The sequence below is a fragment of the Acinetobacter sp. ACNIH2 genome (genome assembly GCF_002934965.1).
Lineage (GTDB): Bacteria > Pseudomonadota > Gammaproteobacteria > Pseudomonadales > Moraxellaceae > Acinetobacter > Acinetobacter tandoii.
The window spans coordinates 1,092,522-1,110,552 of sequence record NZ_CP026412.1 but is presented as its reverse complement, the minus strand read 5'-3'; the positions used below and the strand labels follow the sequence as shown (position 1 = coordinate 1,110,552).

The following is an 18,031-nucleotide window of genomic DNA, read 5'->3' as shown; positions in this document are numbered from 1 at the left end:
GATTTAATCGACTGGCTTGAAAAAGCCCCTTTGCACATCCACATCATTGAATAACTTTCCAAGGTTTTAACGCACTGTGAACGAAAACGCCCGCGAACATATCGAAAAGATTCTGGCCAATATGACCACCTTGCCCGGTGTTTATCGGATGTTGGGTAAAGAGGGGGAATTACTGTATGTGGGCAAAGCCAAAAATCTGAAAAATCGGGTGTCGAGTTATTTTGTGAAAACCATTGAGCATCCTAAAACTCAGGCGCTGGTAGCACGGATTTATGATATTGAAACTTTGGTGGTTCGTTCTGAAACCGAAGCACTTCTGCTTGAGCAAAACCTGATTAAACTGCATCGTCCGCCGTACAATATTATGCTGCGCGATGATAAATCCTATGTCTATATCTTTATTTCGGCAGACAAACCTTATCCGCGCATTGCCAGTGGACGCGGGAAAGGGAAACATCAAATCGGCAAGTTTTTTGGACCTTATCCCAGTGCATATAATGCACGTGATACGCTGTTGGTGCTTCAGAAACTGTTCAATGTTCGGCAGTGTGAAAATAGCTATTTTTCGCAGCGTAAGCGTCCATGTTTGCAATATCAGATTAAGCGCTGTTCGGCCCCTTGTGTCGGCTTGATTAGTCCCGAGGATTATCAGGAAGATGTCAATAATTCTATCCGCTTTTTAAAGGGTGATACCAAAGAATTGAATCAGGAATTGATTCAGAAAATGGAGGCTGCGGCTGAAGCTTTGGAGTTTGAGAAAGCCGTATTTTATCGTGATCGTATGGCCTTATTACGTGATGTGCAGGCGCAGCAAGCCATTTATAAAATTAAGGGCGAAGCCGATATTTTGGCAATTGCCTATCAGGCGGGCGTGACCTGCGTGCAAATTATGCATGTCCGTAATGGCAAAATGCTAGGCGGAAAAGCGTATTTCCCCGATATGTTAGGTGATGATCTGGGTGAAATGCTGTCAGACTTTATGGCCAACTTCTATTTTCAGGTGGCGGATGAAGTGCCGAATGAATTGATTGTGAATGTCGAAATTCCCAATCGAAAAGAATTGGAACAGGCTTTACAGCAGCATTTTGAACAAAAAATCCAGATTAAACATAATGTACGTGAAACGCGTGCAGAATGGTTAGAGTTGGCACAGATGAATGTGCAACACGCCATTAAAGGTAAATTGGCCAATCATTTAGAACTCAATGAGCGTTTTCATCAACTTGAGCAGGTGGTCGGGCGTCCTGTTGATCGGATTGAATGTTTTGATATTTCCCATACCATGGGTGAAGCTACGGTTGCTTCTTGCGTCGTGTTTGATGCAGGAGGCGCCCGAAAATGCGATTATCGTCAGTTCTCGATTCAGGATATTACCGAAGGCGATGATTATGCAGCGATGCGCCAAGCACTAACCCGCCGTTATAAAAAAGCCATGCTGCCTGATTTATTACTCATTGATGGCGGAAAAGGGCAATTGCATATGGCGATGGATGTGATGCAAGAGCTTGGACTGGATGCTTTTATGGTGGGGGTATCGAAAGGTGAGGGGCGTAAACCTGGACTAGAAACCTTGCATTTTACCGATGGCACTAAAATCCAATTGCCTGAAGATCACAAGGCTTTACATTTGATTCAGCAAGTACGTGATGAAGCACACCGTTTTGCCATTACCAAGCATCGTGCCAAACGTGATAAAAAACGAGGCTCTTCGATTTTAGAAGTGATTCCAGGGCTAGGACCAAAACGCCGTCGTGATTTACTCACGCATTTTGGGGGGATTCAAGGGGTACTGAAAGCTTCTGAAAATGAGTTGATGCTTGTGCCTGGTTTGGGTGAAGTTATGGCGCGCACCATTTATAAAATTCTACATGAATAACGATCCGTAAATAGCCAAAATGCTCAGTGACGCGTGAGTCATATGACATTCACAAATGCAGATACATGGTGAACAATATTTTTCAAAGGATAAAATAAGAGACAGGCATGACACTGTTAGCTGTGTATCAAGCACTTGAGCAGAATGAATGGATTGAAATACCGACAGGCTGGTTACAGGGGCGAACTATTTACGGTGGTATGGTTGCAGGTCTGATGATGCAAAAGGCGTTGCTCAGTATTGCCGATCGTTCCAAGCGATTATTGAGTACCAGTGTCACTTTTGTTGGACCAGTTCAACAGGGCTCGGCACGACTGACCGCCGAGATTTTACGTCAGGGTAAGTCTGTGACCACTATTGAGGTACGTTTATGGCAAGATGATGCCGTACAAAGTATTTTAATTGCCAGCTTTGGTGCTGCTCGATCTTCTGAAATTCAAGTGCGCCAAGAACGCACCGCACCAAATTATATCGCTCCTCAACAATTACAAAGCATGCAATTCAATACTCAGTTTCCGCAATGTTATCAGCAGTTTGATGTGCGTTGGGCTGAAGGTGAAACACCATGTACTGGCAGTGCACAAAGTGACTTTGGTGGCTGGTGTCGGTTTCATCCCGAAAAGCATAGCGATCGGCCTTTTGAGGTTGCCGATTTAATGACGCTTTTTGATATTTGGCCACCGGGGGTTTTACCGCTATTTAAGACATTTGCACCCGCCAGCTCTTTAACCTGGCATGTGACCTATGTGAATCCATTACAGCAAAATTTGCATGATTGGTTTAAATATAAAGTATTTACGGACTACGCTGCGGAAGGTTATGCCACAGAATATGCACATTTATGGGATGCAGAAAATCGCTTAATTGCGATTTCCAGACAGACAGTTACCGTGTTTGCCTAGTGACACTCTATCTCAATTCGTATAAAGTGGCGCTAAATACGATGAGTTAGATGTGGTCGTTTGAACCATAGCATCATCGCTCACAAAGGGGAAAAGTTGGCGGTGTCTATGACAGCAGGTCGAATCCTGAACATTCCAAATATCTTGACCTTGGCGCGTATCGCCTTGATTCCTGTATTTTTATTAATTGCCTATTGGCCACCAGCTATTGGGGTTGCAGGACATGATGGGGGCTTTACGCGGCATCTTATTTTGACTGCTATTTTTGTCCTTGCCGCAGTGACAGATTGGTTTGATGGCTATTTAGCGCGAACTTTAAATCAGACATCTGCCTTTGGTCGTTTCCTTGATCCTGTTGCAGATAAGTTGATGGTCGCAGCAGCATTAATTGTTTTGGTGCAATGGCAACCGTCGATTTCAATGGCTTTTGCAGCTATTGTTATTATTTCGCGTGAGATTACGGTGTCCGCATTAAGAGAGTGGATGGCGGAGCTTGGAGCACGAACCAATGTAGCTGTTTCTACCGTGGGGAAATACAAAACAGCCTTTCAAATGATTGCAATTTCAGTGTTTTTACTCAATTGGCAACCTTTAGAAACTTTGGCTTATTTACTTTTGTACACGGCAGTCGTACTGACTTTATGGTCGATGTTCATTTATTTAAAAGCGGCATGGCCGTATTTAAAGCAGCCTTAATTGGTCCTAGAAAAACTCCAGATATGGAGTTTTTTTATGTCTTTAAATTGAAAATTGTAAGCCAAAAGGCTCTATAGATTAAAAAGCCCAAGACATTGCTTGAGCTTTTTAACTTTGAGGAGAATAGCGCATGCAATACGTCATGGAAACATAAAGCTGCTGAAGAGCTATAATCATATTATGAGAATATGTTGATTTTATCAACCAGAAAAGCTAAATAGCTTTGTTCAATTCTTGTATACGTGACACCACTTACAATTCAGCGGGTGCCGTCGATAAAGCAATAAATTGTTGTTCAATCAAGGCGGCATTGCTATGTAAGACTTCAATGAGTTTATCTAGGTTCACAAATTCAAAACGGTTTCTGGAGCCGAGTACGGTCAACGCCAAAGGAGGTTCTTTACTGGAAAACTTGATGGGAACAGACAATCCTGATACGTTTGGATCGACTTCACCATTTGAGAAATAATAGCCCTGTTTCTTTATTTTCTTCATTTTATTTAAGAAATCTTGATCATTCTGAGCAAAACCAACTTCCGCCAATTGGGCCGAAAAACGTCGGTAATAATCTAAAATACCTTGCTTGGGTAAATGCGAAATAATCGTTTTTGGAGAGGATCCCACATAGACTGGGCGAGGGCAGCCTCGACCATAGGATAATAATGTTACCCCTTTGGTGACTTCATGATGTAAGTCGATACAAGAATCATGATTTAAATGCGTTAAGAGGCAGCAAAATTCTGTCCGCTCAGCAATTTCTTTCATGAACGGAATACTGATTTGAATCAATGGATTAGATTTGTGCGAGATATAATCTAACACGGCAATTTTTGAGCCAAGCGTATAGTCACCAGATGTACCACTTAGGCGCTGTAACAGTTCAGCAGAAACCAATTCTTTTAAATAGCGATAGCTGGTTGGTTTAGAAAGGCCAAGTTCTTCACTAATGATATCGACATTAATGATTGGGCGAGACACTGAAAACAGGTCTAAAACGGTGAGAATTTTACCAAAACTAGAAAGTGTCATAAGAAGCCACAACGTCAAAAAGAAAAAGACATTTAAAATGATGTTATAACAAATTGTTGTTGGTCATGCAGAGCTTTTGTAATAAAACAATAGCAGATTCTAAATTAAGAAACCGTCGATAATTTGATTAAATTTAACACCAATAATTTTATAAATATAAATCAAATTATCACAATAAGATATTTTGTTTGACTTTTATCGTAATTATTATGAAAATAACGCGATTGAACTTCTCACTGTAAATTTTGTTGTGCGAAATTTACGCTTGAATTGCAGCTGTGACGTTTTCCTAACGTCAAAACCTGCCCTCTTATTGCATGAATATCTTCTGTTACCGTAATTCTGCGGATAGGACAGCGTTTGCATATTAATATTGTCGACATTGGTGTGGCTTTGAAAAAGATGATCCTGTTCATTTCGTCTAAAGGATGGGGCGATGTTGTTAATTAAGCCGATTTTGGCCTTTCGTCCAAGTCGTATGGATATGGTTTTTGCCGTTAAAACCTTTATTGCAATGCTATTGGCCCTTTTTATTGCATTCTCACTCGACCTGACCTATCCCATGTGGGCGGCAGGCACAGTGATTATTGTGGCGCATCCGTATGCAGGTATGGTGTCGTCTAAGGCGGTTTACCGTATTTTGGGTACGCTAATCGGTGGGATTATTGCGATTGTACTGACTCCCCAATTTATTGATCTTCCTATCTTTTTTACACTGGTTTTAGCAGGGTGGGTGGGGCTGTGTCTGTATATCTCCTTATTGGATCGTACGCCACGTAGTTATGTCTTTATGTTGGCAGGTTATACCACGGTCATGGTAGTGTGCAGTTCAATTAATAGTATTAGTACCCATAGCGTGTTCGATATGGCTTTGGGGCGAATTTTAGAAATCTCGGTTGCTGTATTATGCAGTGCAGTGGTGTCGAGCACTCTATTTCCTGTACATTTAGGGGCTTTGGTACAAAAGCGGGTCCAAAAAACTTTGGATGATACCCGCCAAGTTTTTCACAGCATTTTAACCGATCCGGAACACAGCCATCGCTATACTCAATTGTTGGCAGCCATTACCCGTGATACCTCCGATATTCATGGTTTGGCGGTACATTTAAGTTATGAACGTGGCGCCCTACAAGGGATGACTAAGTCACTGCAAGAATTATTGCACCAAGTCAGCATGACGGTGGCTAATCTGGTGGCCATGTCTGAACGGGTTGCTCAGCTAGATCAAATAGATACCCGTTATCGGCAAGTTTTACCAGTGCTACATGAGCATGTATTACAGTTTTTACGCGCACAGCAACATGTGCAAGTTGATCAACTCAAACAACTACCAGAGAGCTTTGAACAAGATTTTACTGCGTTATCAGAATTGGCCGTGGCTGAGCAACAGATTATTCTGCATGCTTTGAAAATGGACGTTCGCCATTTTGTAGAAAATGTAGTGACCATTAAATGTTTATGGGATTTGATTCAGCAAGGCGATAAGCGCATTCCAGAGCAGATTGTCACTTTAACTACTTCGTACCCAAGTTTGCATCGAGACCATGGTATGGCTGTTCGCAGTGCTGTCGCCGCTGTGATTGCGACGACGATTGCATTTTTGCTCTGGATTTATAGTGGTTGGCATGCGGGCTATATGATGGCGCAGTTGACCGCAGTTACGGTATGTATTTTGTCAGGCTTAGACAACCCTGTACCTGCGTTGCGCTTGTTTATTCGTGGTTCAGTCTATGCGGCAATCATTACCATGTTCTATGCATTTGTGATTATGCCCGAAGTACATGAATTCTGGCAGTTGGCATTTGTACTGGCGCCGTTATCGTTGTACTTGCTGAGTATGTTGCCGAATCCGCCTTTAATGGGTTTGGCATTGCCAATGTTGATTAACTTCATCATGAGTTTAAATTTGCAAAATCGTTATAGCACCGATGCCGTTTTACTCATTGATACCGCTTTAGCAGGGGTCATGGGGCCAATTATCTCAATTTTTGCTATTTATTTTATTCGAGCCATGTCGCCAGAAACCAGTGCTAGTCGAATTTTGACTTTGCATTACCGAGCCATGCGTGAGGCTTTGTTTATTCCTTATGGGGTTCAGTTCCGGATCCATTTACGCAGTATGCTTGATCGTATTGGGGTGTTGAATACCAAATTGGTTCAATCTGAGCAGCTTAAGCAGGCTATGAATTTAGCATTGATTGAAACCAGTGCAGTCATCAATCTGAGTCGGTTGGCTGAATTTATCCAGAACCCGAACGTCAGTGTGAGCTTACAGCAGGCTTTTATTGCCTTACAACACAGTTTAGAACAAGCCTTTTTGGTGCAAGAAAAGCAACAGATTTTACCTGAAGGCTTAAAGCAGCAGGTTTTTGCCGAGTTGCAGCATGTAGAGCAGTGCTTAGCAGCCGAACCGAATGCGGATTTTTGTATGCGGGTAAAAATGAATATCAATAATATCCGCAGCAGTATTTTCCATGAGCCACCCTCAGCGGAAATGATACATGCGACAGAGACAGGAGCTTGAAATGGGCGAGTTAAATGCGTATGGAATTTATATTCCTGTTTTCTTGATTCAAGCAATTGTTGCATTTTTAGTCTTTAAAATGGTTTCAATCTTGACCAATCCATGGGTGGATAAAGGTTGGGTTGCATTACCGGGTATCTTCAATATCTGCCTCTATATCATTTTATTAATGGGCGTACATGAAGTGTTTTTACTGTTTTGGGGTATTTAGGCCATACAGATGAATGAATTAGAGAAGAGGAAACAGAAATGAATACCTTAGATACACGTAAAGTCATACGTCCTATTATCACTACTGTGATGTTATTGGCCGCAATCTACGTAGTGGTACATTTATGGAATTATTATAATTCAGCGCCTTGGACACGTGATGGTCGTGTTCGAGGGGATGTCATGCAAGTATCTTCGGACGTTTCTGGCTTAGTCACTCAGGTTTTGGTTCAAGATAACCAAACTGTTAAAAAAGGACAGGTACTGTTTAAAATCGATATCGCACGTCAGGCACTGGATGTAGAGCAGGCAAAATCAGATTTAGCAAAAGCCCATGCAGGTTTGGCAGAAGCAGAAGCTGCATTGGCCCAAGCGAAAGCCAACGTGATTAAGTCTCAAGCCAATGCCAATTTGGCAGATAAAAATGCCAGTCGTTATGGCAATTTAATGGAGGGGGCAATTTCTAAACAAGAACAGGATCAAATGTTTGCAGCACGTGATCAATCACATGCCGAGCATGAACAAATGTTGGCAGCTATTGAACAGGCCAAAGCCAATATTGTGCAACAAAAAGCGTTAATTGAAGTGGCAAACAGCAATTTACATTTAGCGCAACTCAATTTGACCCGTTCCGAGGTAGTTGCTCCCGCGGATGGAAGTTTATCTAACTTTAGTTTACAGGTGGGTAATTATGTCAAACCTGGCGATGCCGTTGCTGCCTTAGTCAATCGTCAGCAATTGTATGTGGTGGGCTATTTTGAAGAAACCAAATTGAACCATATTCAAATTGGAGATCCTGCAACAGTTCAGTTGATGGGTGATGATCAGAAAATTAAAGGTCATGTGCAGGGGATTGCTTCGGGGATTGAAGATCGTGAACGTTCGAGTAGCTCTACTTTGTTGGCAAATGTGAATCCAACCTTTACTTGGGTGCGTTTGGCCCAGCGTGTACCTGTGAAAATTGTGTTAGATGAAATGCCGAAAAACCAATTGGCATTTGTTGCAGGGCGAACAGCCACTATTCATATCCAGACCAAGCAGTAATAAATATGGAAAAGGATTATAAAACCCTTTTCCAGATCAAGCTTTAAGGCTGTACACCTTCGGGGTGACGATACCAACTTTCAATCAGTAGTGCGGCGGCAAGACTATCGGCAGAAAGTTTTTTTCCACGACCTTGTGCTTGATAATGATCGAGTTCATCGCGTGCTTCGCGGGTGGTTAGGCGCTCATCGACCATCAAGGTTTCGATATTAGTTTGATGGCGCAAACGACGAGCAAATTTGCGTGCACGGGTTGAAAGCTCCGATTCACTATCATCCATATTCAATGGCAAACCGACTAAAAATAAGTTCGGTTGATGCTGTTTGACCACTTTAAGTAAATTGTCCCAGTTGGGAATACCATCTTTCATGGGGAACAAAGGCAATGGGTTGGCACTGGAAATGATAGATTGTCCTACTGCCATGCCCATCTTTTGTGTACCAAAGTCAAATGCCATGATTAACTGCGACGGGGATAAATCAGGCATGACCAATCTCTGAAGATAACCAATTACGGTCGACGCCCATTTTTTTGTACGCTGCGTCCCAACGGTCGCCATAAGGCAAGTTGAAGATTAGATCCATATCGGCATCGCAAATGAGCCAATCGCCACGAGTAATTTCATCTTCCAGTTGATGTTTGGCCCAACTGGCATAACCTAGAGCAATTTGATAACGTCCTACACCTTCGTTATGGGCAATCGCATCTAAAATATCTTTAGATGTGGTAATGCAGACATTTTCTCCGACGGCAATCGAGGAATGCCAAGTCGGTTGTCCTGTATGCAATACAAAGCCCGCTTCTGGGCGTAACGGTCCGCCCTGTAAAACATCATGCGGATGTACATTATCTGCATCAATTTCTAGATCATTAAGTAATTCTTTTACGGAAATGCCAGAAGGTCGATTGATAATAATGCCTTGCGCACCTTCGTCATCATGTCGAGCCAAATAAATGACGGTATGAGCAAAAAACTCATCTTTCATTTCTGGCGGGGCAATCAGGCAACGATGCGTGAGATATTGTTTGGTCACCTAAGCATTTCTCCTTAAAAAAGTCATTTATGTGAAGACAACAGTCCATATGCTTTCAACTTACAAGACTTTGTGCTATTCACCAATCTTTTTTTACAGCTTTGACATTAAATTTATACGGGTTGAAATTTTAATTGTCTGAGTTGTTTTGCGTGCTGTAGCGTAGTTTCACTAATTTCTACACCACCTGTCATACGTGCCAATTCCAAAATTCGCTGCTGTTCTTCAAGTGAAATAATGGTGCTGCTTGCAGGATCGGTTTGCTGTTTTTTCACCAGTAAATGCTGATCTGACTGTGCTGCCACTTGTGCCTGATGAGTAATACAGAGAATTTGCACATGTTGTGCTAAATCAGCCAGTAGACGACCCACAATTTCGGCAGTACCACCACTGATGCCTACGTCAATTTCGTCAAAGACCAAGACCTCGGCTTCAGTTTTCTCTGCATTCATGACTTGCATCACGAGGGCAATACGTGACAATTCACCACCCGAAGCCACACGAGCCAGAGGTTGCGCCGGAATGCCTTTATTGGCCGTAAATAAAAGCTGGATAAAGCTTAGTCCATCGGCAGAAGCTTGTTCCAGCGGTTCAAACTTAAACTCAAAATGGGCTTCTGGCAGCGCCAGTTGCTTCACCTGTTCGGTCAATTGTTTGGCCAATGGCGTTGCGGCTGCACGTCGTATTTCATCTAAGTGTTGTGCTTTATTTAAAAAGTCCTGATGCGCCAGTTCGACTTGTTCGGCTAAAGTTTCAGGATCTTCTAGGGCATGCAACTGTGCTAACTCTGCTTGCCAGCCTTGGTATTCCTGATTTAAAGCTTCTGGTTGGGTGCGATATTTACGGGCAAAACGATGAAAAACTTCAAGTTGAGCATTTAATTCTTCCATGCGTTCAGGGTCATAGCTCTGACGGTCAATAAACTGACGTAAATTTGCCGTTGCATCTTCCAATTCGCTTTGCGCATTCAGAATTGAGTTATGTATTTCTGCCAATTGTTCGCTGCGTCCCGCATGGGACTCTAAGCGACGAATGAGCACAGACAATTCCTGATTAATGTTTTGCTCAGCTTCATCTAAAGTATTTAAGGCATAACTACAATCTTGCATGATGTGTTCATGATGACTGAGACGATCGAACTCCTGTTCAATCTCTTTATATTGCAGTTGCACTACTTCTTCTAATTCTTCAAGCTGTAACTCAAGTGTTTCAATACGTTGCTTGCGGCTAGCTTGTGCATCGAGTGCAGCCTGATGCTGACGGATGGTTTGCTGCCAATTTGAATAGGCTTCTTTGACCTGTTGTGCAGGTTGCGCAAAATTACTGTAACGATCAAGCCAGTGCTTCGGATAAGGTGGCTCTAAAAGTTGTTGCTGACTATGCTGACTGTAGAGTTGAACTAAAAGTCGTCCTAATTCTTTAAGTTCGGACAAGCTACTTGGGCGGCCATTAATCCAAGCTTTGCTACGACCCGTTGCAAAAATGACACGTCTTAAATGAATTTCGCCTGTATCATCATCTAACTCATGTTGCTGTAACCAAGAGGCTTCAGGGCTATGCGGTTCATAGCTAAATATGGCGGTAATATCTGCTTTATCTGCACCATAGCGGACGTAATTGGTGTCTGTACGCTCGCCTAAGCTCGCCGAGAGCGCATCCAGTAATAAAGATTTTCCTGCGCCAGTTTCACCTGTAAGAACATTAAAACCTTGATCAATATCAATGGCTAAGTGATCAGCTAAGGCAAAATTGATGAGAGTTAAATGTGTCAGCATAAACGCGTCCAAGCTGCGAAAAGTTTGGTTTCTGTAAGATAGTCAAGTTTTTTAATTATCACAAGTTACAGACAATGCTGAAACTGTATTGGATGCTATATTAGCGTAAATTTTTCAATTGCATAGTAAAGATTTAAGACTAAAGCAATTTGAGTCCAAGACATCAATCAGATACACTTTTTCAGTTAAAATGGGGCTGTAAAAGTGTGACGCTAGGTTTTCTAGGAAAAATGCTGTTTACAGATAAACACCGATTGATTAGTTGCTATTGCCTATTTAAACTACATCAATCATTAAGATATTTATGCGCATCATCTGGAGAATACGCATGTCAGCTCAGTTTGATCATGTATCAGTTATCAAAAAATCGAACGTTTACTTTGGTGGGTTATGCATTAGCCATACCGTTCAATTTGAAGATGGAACCAAAAAAACCCTAGGCGTTATTCTTCCAACTGAACAAGCCTTAACGTTTGAAACACATGTGCCTGAGCGTATGGAAATTATTTCTGGTGAGTGCCGTGTAAAAATTGCGGATAGCGAAGAAAGTGAATTGTTCCGTGCAGGACAATCTTTCTATGTACCAGGCAATAGCCGTTTTAAAATCGAAACAGATGAAGTCTTGGATTATGTTTGCCATTTAGAAGGCTAAGTCTAGGACGGATAAGCAAAGCTATTTTAACCAAAATCAGTTAAACTATAGCTTAAGTCAAAATCCTGTAAAGGCAACTTTGCAGGATTTTCTATTTGTATTTTCTCCCTGTCTTTCTGCTTACTTGAGGTTGTTCATGGCAAAACCTGAATATTATTATGGGGTTCATTCAGTAGAGTCGCTCTTAGAATTGGAGCCTGAACGTGTTCTAACTTTGTTCACCTTAAAAGGTCGTGATGATCAGCGTCTACAGAAGATTCTGCAATTGGCTGAACCTTTTGGTATCAGCGTACAGAAAGCTAGTCGAGACAGTCTGGAAAAATTGGCAGGTCTGCCTTTCCATCAGGGAGTTGTGGCTGCTGTACGTCCGCATCCAACTTTAAATGAAAAAGATCTCGAAGCTTTACTTAAACAATCGCCAAACTGTTTGTTGCTTGGTTTAGACCAAGTGACGGATCCACATAATCTGGGTGCATGTATCCGTACTGCAGCAGCAATGGGGGTGGAAGCCGTGATTGTGCCACGTGATCGTTCTGCAAGTCTGACTCCGACAGCGCGTAAAGTGGCAGCGGGTGGTGCGGAGAAGGTGAAGTTTATCCAAGTGACTAATTTGGCGCGAACTTTAGCGCAAATTAAAGATGAGTTTAATGTGCGTGTGGTGGGGACTATGCTTGATGAGAAAGCACTTCCATTACAACAGTTCGATTTTACTGGAACCGCGGTATGTGTGGTGATGGGTGCTGAAGATACAGGTCTACGCCCAATTACCCAGTCGCAATGTGATCAAACTGTGTATATTCCGATGGCGGGTAACCTGCAAAGTTTAAATGTGAGTGTCGCTACAGGCATGGCACTGTATGAAGCTTGTCGCCAACGCCAAAGTGTTTGATTCGCCGTTATTTTCTAAAATATTGTTTAAATCATGATTTCACACCGCTCCCAAGGTTATTTATTTGTTGCTATAACAATGTGCATTTGGGGCGGTTTTACTTTAACCTCCCGTTTAAGTGCGCAATGGCATATCAGTGCGTGGGATATCACTGCACTACGTTTTGCACTGGCGTTTTGCATTTTAATGCCGATTTTAATTTATAAAAAAGACACGGCATTTTTGTGGCATAAGCAACCTGTTATTTTAGCGCTCATTGGTGGTGTGGCATATTGCTTAACGTCATATAGCGCATTTCATTATGTCCCAGCGGCACATGCCGCGATTTTCTTGAATGGCTGTTTACCACTATGCACGGCGATTGCAGCCTATGTACTGTTTAAACATCCTTTTGATCGCCATACATGGTTGAGTTTAGCTATTATGCTGACCGCAATTGGCTCAATGTCTTATCTGATGTATCAGGAAACTGGGGTTGCTTTTGGTTTTGGTGACTTATTGTTTCTGTTGAGTGCAATGTGGTGGGGGATTTTTACGGTTCTATTGCGGCAATGGAAACTTTCCGCTTGGCATTCCATGGCGAGTGTCGCGATTTGGTCTGCTATCATCTATTTACCGATTTATTTATTATTTTTACCGAAACATCTGGATCAGCCTGAGCCTATGCATTTGGTATTGCAAACATTATTTCATGGCATTTTTGTGGTGATTGTTGCAACGCTGACTTATGTGGAGGCAATTAAACGCTTAGGTGCGTTCAAAGCAGGCAGTATCGTGACTTTAGCACCATTTATTGCGGCGATTTTGGCAGTTCCTTTGTTACATGAACCCTTAAGTTTGGCAATTATCTGTGGTTTGTTAGGTATGGGATTTGGAGCTTTGCAGCCGTGGCGCTGGTTGCGTAAAGACACCTTACAAGCGCAACTCGATCAACAAAAGAAGTCATCTTAAAGTGACTTCTTTTTCTCTGCCATACTTAAATATTTTTGATGTAAAGGTTCAAGATGTGCATAAAGATGGCTGAGATGACCATCATTGAGCACAATATCATGCGCTAACTGTTGTTTTTGCTTTCGAGGCATTTGTGCTTGAATAATCTGTCGGATCTGCTGAATACTTTGGCGATCTCTTTGGCTGGCGCGTTCAATCTGTAAGTCTTCCGATGCATCAATTAACAAGACACGATCAGTCAACTCATGCTGATTTGTCTCTAGCAGTAACGGAGAGACAAGAATCACATAAGGACTTGTGGCATCTTGCAGTTGCTGAATAATTGATTGTCGAATAGCTGGGTGGGTGATGCCTTCTAAAACTTTACGTGCATTGGCATGTTGAAAGATATGTTCACGTAAGGCTTTACGATTGAGTGCACCTGTTTTATCGAGTACCCAGTCACCAAAAGCGGCTTGAATGGCATGTAAGGCAGGCTGATCGGGTTCGACCACTTCACGCGCGACAATATCAGCATCAACCACTTGAATGCCTTGTGTTTCAAACCAATGGCTGGCAGCTGATTTCCCGCTACCAATTCCACCTGTAAGACCAAGAATGAATGGCGCTTGCATGCTCATTGTCCTAGATAAACTTTCATAATCTGTTCACCCCATAAAAAGGCAACCCAACCTGCAATGGCAATATAGGGGCCAAAAGCAAAAGGTTGATTCTCTTTACGGATTTTGAGAAGAATGATTCCAATGATTGCTCCAACCAAAGAAGACAGCAGTATGATCAATGGCAGCAGTAAAGGACCCATCCAAGCCCCTAAAGCAGCCAGTAATTTAAAGTCACCATAGCCCATGCCTTCTTTACCTGTAATAATTTTAAACAGGTAATACACAATCCAAAGACAAAGAAAACCAATGATATAGCCCCAGATGGCAACGCTTGGTGAGGTATAAATAGAATAGCTGTTAATTCCCAGTCCTAATGCTGCCAATGGTAAGGTATAGCGATCAGGTAGAAGCTGGGTATCGAAATCGATAAAAGTCAGTGCAATCAGAGTATAAGTGAGAATTAAACCAAATAGCATCTGAAGGGTTGGACCATAGACTACGACGACTGTCAAAGCGCAGATGGCAGTCAGCAATTCAACTAAAGGGTAGCGGATACTGATCGGGTTACTACAGGTTCCACATTTACCACGTAATACTAACCAGCTAATGACAGGGATATTCTGATACCAACGAATAGGTTTCTTACATTTTGGACAGGTGGAAGCTGGCTGGCTGAGACTGAGTTTTTTCTCATCCAAAATGGCTTGTTCAGGGTGAAGGAGCAGTTGACAGTCTTGACGCCACTCTTGTTCCATCATTTTGGGAGTACGATAGATGACAACATTTAAAAAACTACCAATGCATAAACTAAAAATCCCAACCGCGATATAAAGTGCAGTTGGGTTTTGAATAAAATAATAAAGTAAATCTTGCATTAAACCACAGAACCCATTTGGAAGATTGGAAGGTACATGGCAATCACCAGACCACCGACAAGTACGCCAAGAATCGCCATGATTAGGGGCTCCATCATTGAGGTTAAGCCATCAACGGCGTTATCGACTTCATTTTCATAGTGTGTGGCGACTTTATCCAACATAGCATCCAATGCACCAGATTCTTCACCAATAGCAACCATTTGTACTGCCATCGCAGGGAATTTATCAGTGACCCGCATAGCAAACTGCAATTGTTGACCAGTTGCAACATCATCTCGGATTTTAAGTACTGCTTGTTCATAGACAACATTATTGGTCGCCCCAGCAGTCGATTCTAAAGCATCAATCAGTGGAACGCCGGCAGCAAAAGTCGTGGCTAAAGTACGGCTGTAACGGGCGATAATGGCTTTATAAACCAGATCACCAAAAATAGGTGCTTTTAATGCTGCTTTATCCAAAAAGTCGCGGAATTTTTTACTCCGTTTTTTCGCTTCAAGAAATACGGCAATCAATACGCCAATCGCAATAATCAGAATGAACCAGTATTTTTGCATCCACTCTGACATATTGACGACCATTTTGGTGAAAGCTGGAAGATCAGCGCCAAATGAGCTAAATAAATCTTGGAATACAGGAACAACCTTCACCATCAAAATGATGGTGACAATAACCGCCACCACAATCACTGTTGCTGGATATTTCATGGCTTTTTTGATTTTTTGCTTCAGGAGTTCACTTTTTTCTTTATAAATCGCGACGCGATCTAGCATGGTTTCAAGCGCACCTGATTGTTCACCAGATTCAACCAGCGAGCAAAATAAATTGTCAAAGTATTGTGGGTATTTTTTTAATGCGCCAGCAAAGGTGTTACCACCTTCGACTTCACCCTTAATTCCGAGGACGACTTCACGCATTGCTGGGTTTTCTAAACCCTCAGCCACAATTTCAAAGCTTTGTACCAAGGGTACACCCGCTTTCATCATGGTTGCCAATTGGCGTGTGAAAATGGTGATGTCCAGTGTACTGACTTTCTTTTTTAGCAAACCTTCAAGAATATTCTTGCGTTTTTCTCGAATGGTTTTAATCGCAACCCCTTGCTTGCGTAAGGTGACTTTAGCTAAAGCCATATTCCGTGCAGGGAGTTCCCCTTTAATTTTTGCCCCTTTGCGGTCAACTCCTTCATAACTGAAGGTTGGCATCATCTGTGCTTTTTTGACAGCCATGCGTTTATCCTTATTTTAAATACGTACTTTATTCGCTGGTCACACGATTGACTTCTTGTAGTGAAGTTACCCCTTGCATGACCTTCTTTAAACCTGAAATACGTAGATTATTAAACCCCAATTTTGCCGATGCTTCTGCAATTTGAATTGCATTGCCATCTTCCATAATAATCTTGGATATTTCAGGTGTAACTTTCATTACTTCATAGATCCCCACACGCCCTTTATAGCCGTCTCGACATTCTGAACAACCGACAGGCTGAAAAATTTTAAAGTCTGGTTGTTCGATCTCTTGCTCAGTGAAGCCCATTTCTAACAAGCTATTTTTTGGTATTTCAGCAGGTACTTTACATTGTGAACAGAGTCGACGAGCGAGTCGTTGCGCAATGACTAAGTTTACAGAGGTTGCAATGTTAAAGGAAGGGACACCCATATTTCTTAAACGAGTCAATGTTTCTGGTGCGCTGTTGGTATGTAGGGTAGACATCACCATATGACCTGTTTGCGCGGCTTTAATCGCAATTTCAGCCGTTTCTAAATCTCGAATCTCACCGACCATAACAATGTCTGGATCTTGACGTAAGAAAGACTTTAATGCAGCAGAGAACGTCAAGCCAACTTTATTGTTAACGTTAACCTGATTAATCCCTTCTAAGTTAATTTCGACAGGATCTTCTGCGGTTGAAATATTGGTATCTTCTTTGTTCAGGATATTTAAGCCTGTATAGAGAGAAACCGTTTTACCAGAACCAGTCGGGCCTGTGATAAGTAGCATCCCTTGTGGCTTTTCCAGTGCTTCCATAAATAAGGCTTTTTGTTCAGGTTCATAACCTAGTGCATCAATTCCTAGCATTGCACTCGAAGGGTCTAAAATACGCAGTACAATTTTTTCCCCAAATAGGGTTGGTAGTGAGTTGACACGAAAATCAATCGCTTTGGATTTTGAAATTTTTAGCTTAATACGACCATCTTGTGGCACACGTTTTTCAGCGATGTCCATTTGTGACATGACTTTTAAGCGTGAAGCTAGACGGTTGGCTAACTGTAGAGGAGGAGTTGCAATCTGGCGTAAAACCCCATCGACACGATAGCGCACACGATAGACTTTTTCATAGGGTTCAAAATGTAAGTCGGATGCGCCCATACGAATCGCATCAATCAATAATTTATTGATATATTTGACAATTGGAGCTTCATCTTCTTGAGGTTGCTCATCATTGTCTTCTTGATCCGTAGGCTCTTCATGGACGTGCAATTCAAAGTCATCATCAAACTCGAAAGTGCTTTCTTCTGCATAATTTTGTTCAATAATTTTTTCTAATTTGTCATGTTCAACAATAATCGCTTCAATACTGAGTTTGCTGTTGAAGCGCATAGCATCCATGGCATCCATATGCGTTGGATTGCTGGTGGCTACAAAGAGTTGATGTCCACGTCGGAAAATCGGCAACACGCGGAATTTAGTAATCAATTTGTCTTCAACGACATCTCTTAAAATATGGGCAGAGTCATAAGTCGAAAGATCAAATAAGGGTTCACCAAATTCTTCTGAAATTTTTTCGGCAATGACAATCGGTTTGAGTTTTAGGTTTTCAATTAGATAAGGGACAATATCTTGGTTTGTTTTTCTTGCGCTGTTAACTGCAGCCTGCATGTTTTCAGTAGAAACAATCCCATCTTCGACCAAGCGGCGAATAAAACCTGTAAATCGTGGAGAACCTTGTAGTGCTGTCATTCGCTTAATGC

The 18,031-nt window shown here is 42.0% G+C and carries 17 protein-coding genes; 9 read left to right on the top strand and 8 right to left on the bottom strand.

What is annotated here, in order from left to right:
- Nucleotides 1–76 precede the first annotated feature (76 nt).
- From uvrC to pgsA, 3 genes are all read left to right on the top strand, one after another.
- Entirely contained in the window at nucleotides 77–1,876 is a 1,800-nt protein-coding gene (gene uvrC / locus C3F34_RS05180) for an excinuclease ABC subunit UvrC (protein ID WP_104441196.1), read from the top strand.
- 107 nt (nucleotides 1,877–1,983) lie between these two features.
- Nucleotides 1,984–2,778, top strand: coding sequence for a thioesterase family protein (locus tag C3F34_RS05175; RefSeq protein ID WP_016168415.1), 795 nt, complete (start codon nucleotides 1,984–1,986; stop codon nucleotides 2,776–2,778).
- 108 nt (nucleotides 2,779–2,886) lie between these two features.
- Nucleotides 2,887–3,474, top strand: a complete 588-nt coding sequence (gene pgsA / locus C3F34_RS05170) for a CDP-diacylglycerol--glycerol-3-phosphate 3-phosphatidyltransferase (protein WP_016168414.1) — start codon at nucleotides 2,887–2,889, stop codon at nucleotides 3,472–3,474.
- Between the two features lie 252 nt (nucleotides 3,475–3,726).
- Here pgsA and C3F34_RS05165 read toward each other — a convergent pair whose 3' ends face one another.
- Complete coding sequence (locus tag C3F34_RS05165) at nucleotides 3,727–4,503, bottom strand: IclR family transcriptional regulator (RefSeq protein ID WP_044739176.1); 777 nt, start codon at nucleotides 4,501–4,503, stop codon at nucleotides 3,727–3,729.
- A 436-nt stretch (nucleotides 4,504–4,939) separates the two neighbouring features.
- Here C3F34_RS05165 and C3F34_RS05160 point away from each other — a divergent pair, with 436 nt between their 5' ends.
- Genes C3F34_RS05160 through C3F34_RS05150 form a run of 3 tightly spaced genes read left to right on the top strand, consistent with a single transcriptional unit; the run spans nucleotide 4,940 to nucleotide 8,281 of the window.
- Nucleotides 4,940–7,027, top strand: coding sequence for an FUSC family protein (locus tag C3F34_RS05160; protein WP_171284951.1), 2,088 nt, complete (start codon nucleotides 4,940–4,942; stop codon nucleotides 7,025–7,027).
- Between the two features lies 1 nt (nucleotide 7,028).
- On the top strand, nucleotides 7,029–7,238 hold the full coding sequence (locus C3F34_RS05155; protein WP_044739178.1) for a DUF1656 domain-containing protein: 210 nt from the start codon (nucleotides 7,029–7,031) through the stop codon (nucleotides 7,236–7,238).
- A gap of 38 nt (nucleotides 7,239–7,276) precedes the next feature.
- On the top strand, nucleotides 7,277–8,281 hold the full coding sequence (locus C3F34_RS05150) for an HlyD family secretion protein (protein ID WP_104441195.1): 1,005 nt from the start codon (nucleotides 7,277–7,279) through the stop codon (nucleotides 8,279–8,281).
- Nucleotides 8,282–8,324: 43 nt separating this feature from the next.
- Here C3F34_RS05150 and ruvX read toward each other — a convergent pair whose 3' ends face one another.
- The 3 genes from ruvX to recN all read right to left on the bottom strand — a co-directional run bounded on the left by ruvX (nucleotide 8,325) and on the right by recN (nucleotide 11,090).
- A complete protein-coding gene (gene ruvX / locus C3F34_RS05145; protein WP_016168408.1) occupies nucleotides 8,325–8,768 on the bottom strand; it encodes a Holliday junction resolvase RuvX in 444 nt (147 codons plus the stop codon).
- Nucleotides 8,761–9,315, bottom strand: coding sequence for a YqgE/AlgH family protein (locus C3F34_RS05140; protein WP_104441194.1), 555 nt, complete (start codon nucleotides 9,313–9,315; stop codon nucleotides 8,761–8,763). The genes ruvX and C3F34_RS05140 overlap by 8 nt, the downstream gene beginning before the upstream one ends.
- A gap of 113 nt (nucleotides 9,316–9,428) precedes the next feature.
- Nucleotides 9,429–11,090 (bottom strand): DNA repair protein RecN, encoded by a 1,662-nt coding sequence (gene recN / locus C3F34_RS05135; RefSeq protein WP_104441193.1) that lies wholly within the window; start codon nucleotides 11,088–11,090, stop codon nucleotides 9,429–9,431.
- A gap of 328 nt (nucleotides 11,091–11,418) precedes the next feature.
- Between recN and C3F34_RS05130 the strand changes: the two genes are divergently transcribed.
- The 3 genes from C3F34_RS05130 (at nucleotide 11,419) to C3F34_RS05120 (ending at nucleotide 13,582) form a co-directional block, all read left to right on the top strand.
- On the top strand, nucleotides 11,419–11,742 hold the full coding sequence (locus C3F34_RS05130; protein WP_016168405.1) for a pyrimidine/purine nucleoside phosphorylase: 324 nt from the start codon (nucleotides 11,419–11,421) through the stop codon (nucleotides 11,740–11,742).
- A gap of 136 nt (nucleotides 11,743–11,878) precedes the next feature.
- Entirely contained in the window at nucleotides 11,879–12,631 is a 753-nt protein-coding gene (gene rlmB, locus C3F34_RS05125) for a 23S rRNA (guanosine(2251)-2'-O)-methyltransferase RlmB (protein WP_044739181.1), read from the top strand.
- Between the two features lie 33 nt (nucleotides 12,632–12,664).
- Nucleotides 12,665–13,582, top strand: coding sequence for a DMT family transporter (locus tag C3F34_RS05120; RefSeq protein WP_044739182.1), 918 nt, complete (start codon nucleotides 12,665–12,667; stop codon nucleotides 13,580–13,582).
- Here C3F34_RS05120 and coaE read toward each other — a convergent pair.
- The 4 genes from coaE to pilB are packed head-to-tail and all read right to left on the bottom strand — an operon-like array spanning nucleotide 13,579 to nucleotide 18,020.
- Nucleotides 13,579–14,196 carry a dephospho-CoA kinase gene (gene coaE / locus C3F34_RS05115; protein WP_044739183.1) on the bottom strand — a complete coding sequence of 206 codons (618 nt, stop codon included), beginning with the start codon at nucleotides 14,194–14,196 and terminating at the stop codon, nucleotides 13,579–13,581. The genes C3F34_RS05120 and coaE overlap by 4 nt on opposite strands.
- Nucleotides 14,197–14,198: 2 nt before the next feature.
- Nucleotides 14,199–15,059 carry a prepilin peptidase gene (locus C3F34_RS20695; protein WP_044739184.1) on the bottom strand — a complete coding sequence of 287 codons (861 nt, stop codon included), beginning with the start codon at nucleotides 15,057–15,059 and terminating at the stop codon, nucleotides 14,199–14,201.
- A complete protein-coding gene (locus tag C3F34_RS05105; protein WP_044739185.1) occupies nucleotides 15,059–16,285 on the bottom strand; it encodes a type II secretion system F family protein in 1,227 nt (408 codons plus the stop codon). Before C3F34_RS05105 ends, C3F34_RS20695 begins: the two co-directional genes overlap by 1 nt.
- A 28-nt stretch (nucleotides 16,286–16,313) precedes the next feature.
- A complete protein-coding gene (gene pilB / locus C3F34_RS05100; protein ID WP_104441192.1) occupies nucleotides 16,314–18,020 on the bottom strand; it encodes a type IV-A pilus assembly ATPase PilB in 1,707 nt (568 codons plus the stop codon).
- Between the last annotated feature and the right edge of the window lie 11 nt (nucleotides 18,021–18,031).

Excerpts from the sequence above, each read along its gene's own strand:
- C3F34_RS05175 (WP_016168415.1), top strand. The coding sequence starts at position 1,984 with ATGACACTGTTAGCTGTGTATCAAGCACTTGAGCAGAATGAATGGATT.
- pgsA (WP_016168414.1), top strand. The coding sequence starts at position 2,887 with ATGACAGCAGGTCGAATCCTGAACATTCCAAATATCTTGACCTTGGCG.
- C3F34_RS05165 (WP_044739176.1), bottom strand. The coding sequence starts at position 4,503 with ATGACACTTTCTAGTTTTGGTAAAATTCTCACCGTTTTAGACCTGTTT.
- C3F34_RS05160 (WP_171284951.1), top strand. The coding sequence starts at position 4,940 with ATGTTGTTAATTAAGCCGATTTTGGCCTTTCGTCCAAGTCGTATGGAT.
- C3F34_RS05155 (WP_044739178.1), top strand. The coding sequence starts at position 7,029 with ATGGGCGAGTTAAATGCGTATGGAATTTATATTCCTGTTTTCTTGATT.
- C3F34_RS05150 (WP_104441195.1), top strand. The coding sequence starts at position 7,277 with ATGAATACCTTAGATACACGTAAAGTCATACGTCCTATTATCACTACT.
- ruvX (WP_016168408.1), bottom strand. The coding sequence starts at position 8,768 with ATGCCTGATTTATCCCCGTCGCAGTTAATCATGGCATTTGACTTTGGT.
- recN (WP_104441193.1), bottom strand. The coding sequence starts at position 11,090 with ATGCTGACACATTTAACTCTCATCAATTTTGCCTTAGCTGATCACTTA.
- C3F34_RS05130 (WP_016168405.1), top strand. The coding sequence starts at position 11,419 with ATGTCAGCTCAGTTTGATCATGTATCAGTTATCAAAAAATCGAACGTT.
- rlmB (WP_044739181.1), top strand. The coding sequence starts at position 11,879 with ATGGCAAAACCTGAATATTATTATGGGGTTCATTCAGTAGAGTCGCTC.
- C3F34_RS05120 (WP_044739182.1), top strand. The coding sequence starts at position 12,665 with ATGATTTCACACCGCTCCCAAGGTTATTTATTTGTTGCTATAACAATG.
- coaE (WP_044739183.1), bottom strand. The coding sequence starts at position 14,196 with ATGCAAGCGCCATTCATTCTTGGTCTTACAGGTGGAATTGGTAGCGGG.
- C3F34_RS20695 (WP_044739184.1), bottom strand. The coding sequence starts at position 15,059 with ATGCAAGATTTACTTTATTATTTTATTCAAAACCCAACTGCACTTTAT.
- C3F34_RS05105 (WP_044739185.1), bottom strand. The coding sequence starts at position 16,285 with ATGGCTGTCAAAAAAGCACAGATGATGCCAACCTTCAGTTATGAAGGA.
- pilB (WP_104441192.1), bottom strand. The coding sequence starts at position 18,020 with ATGACAGCACTACAAGGTTCTCCACGATTTACAGGTTTTATTCGCCGC.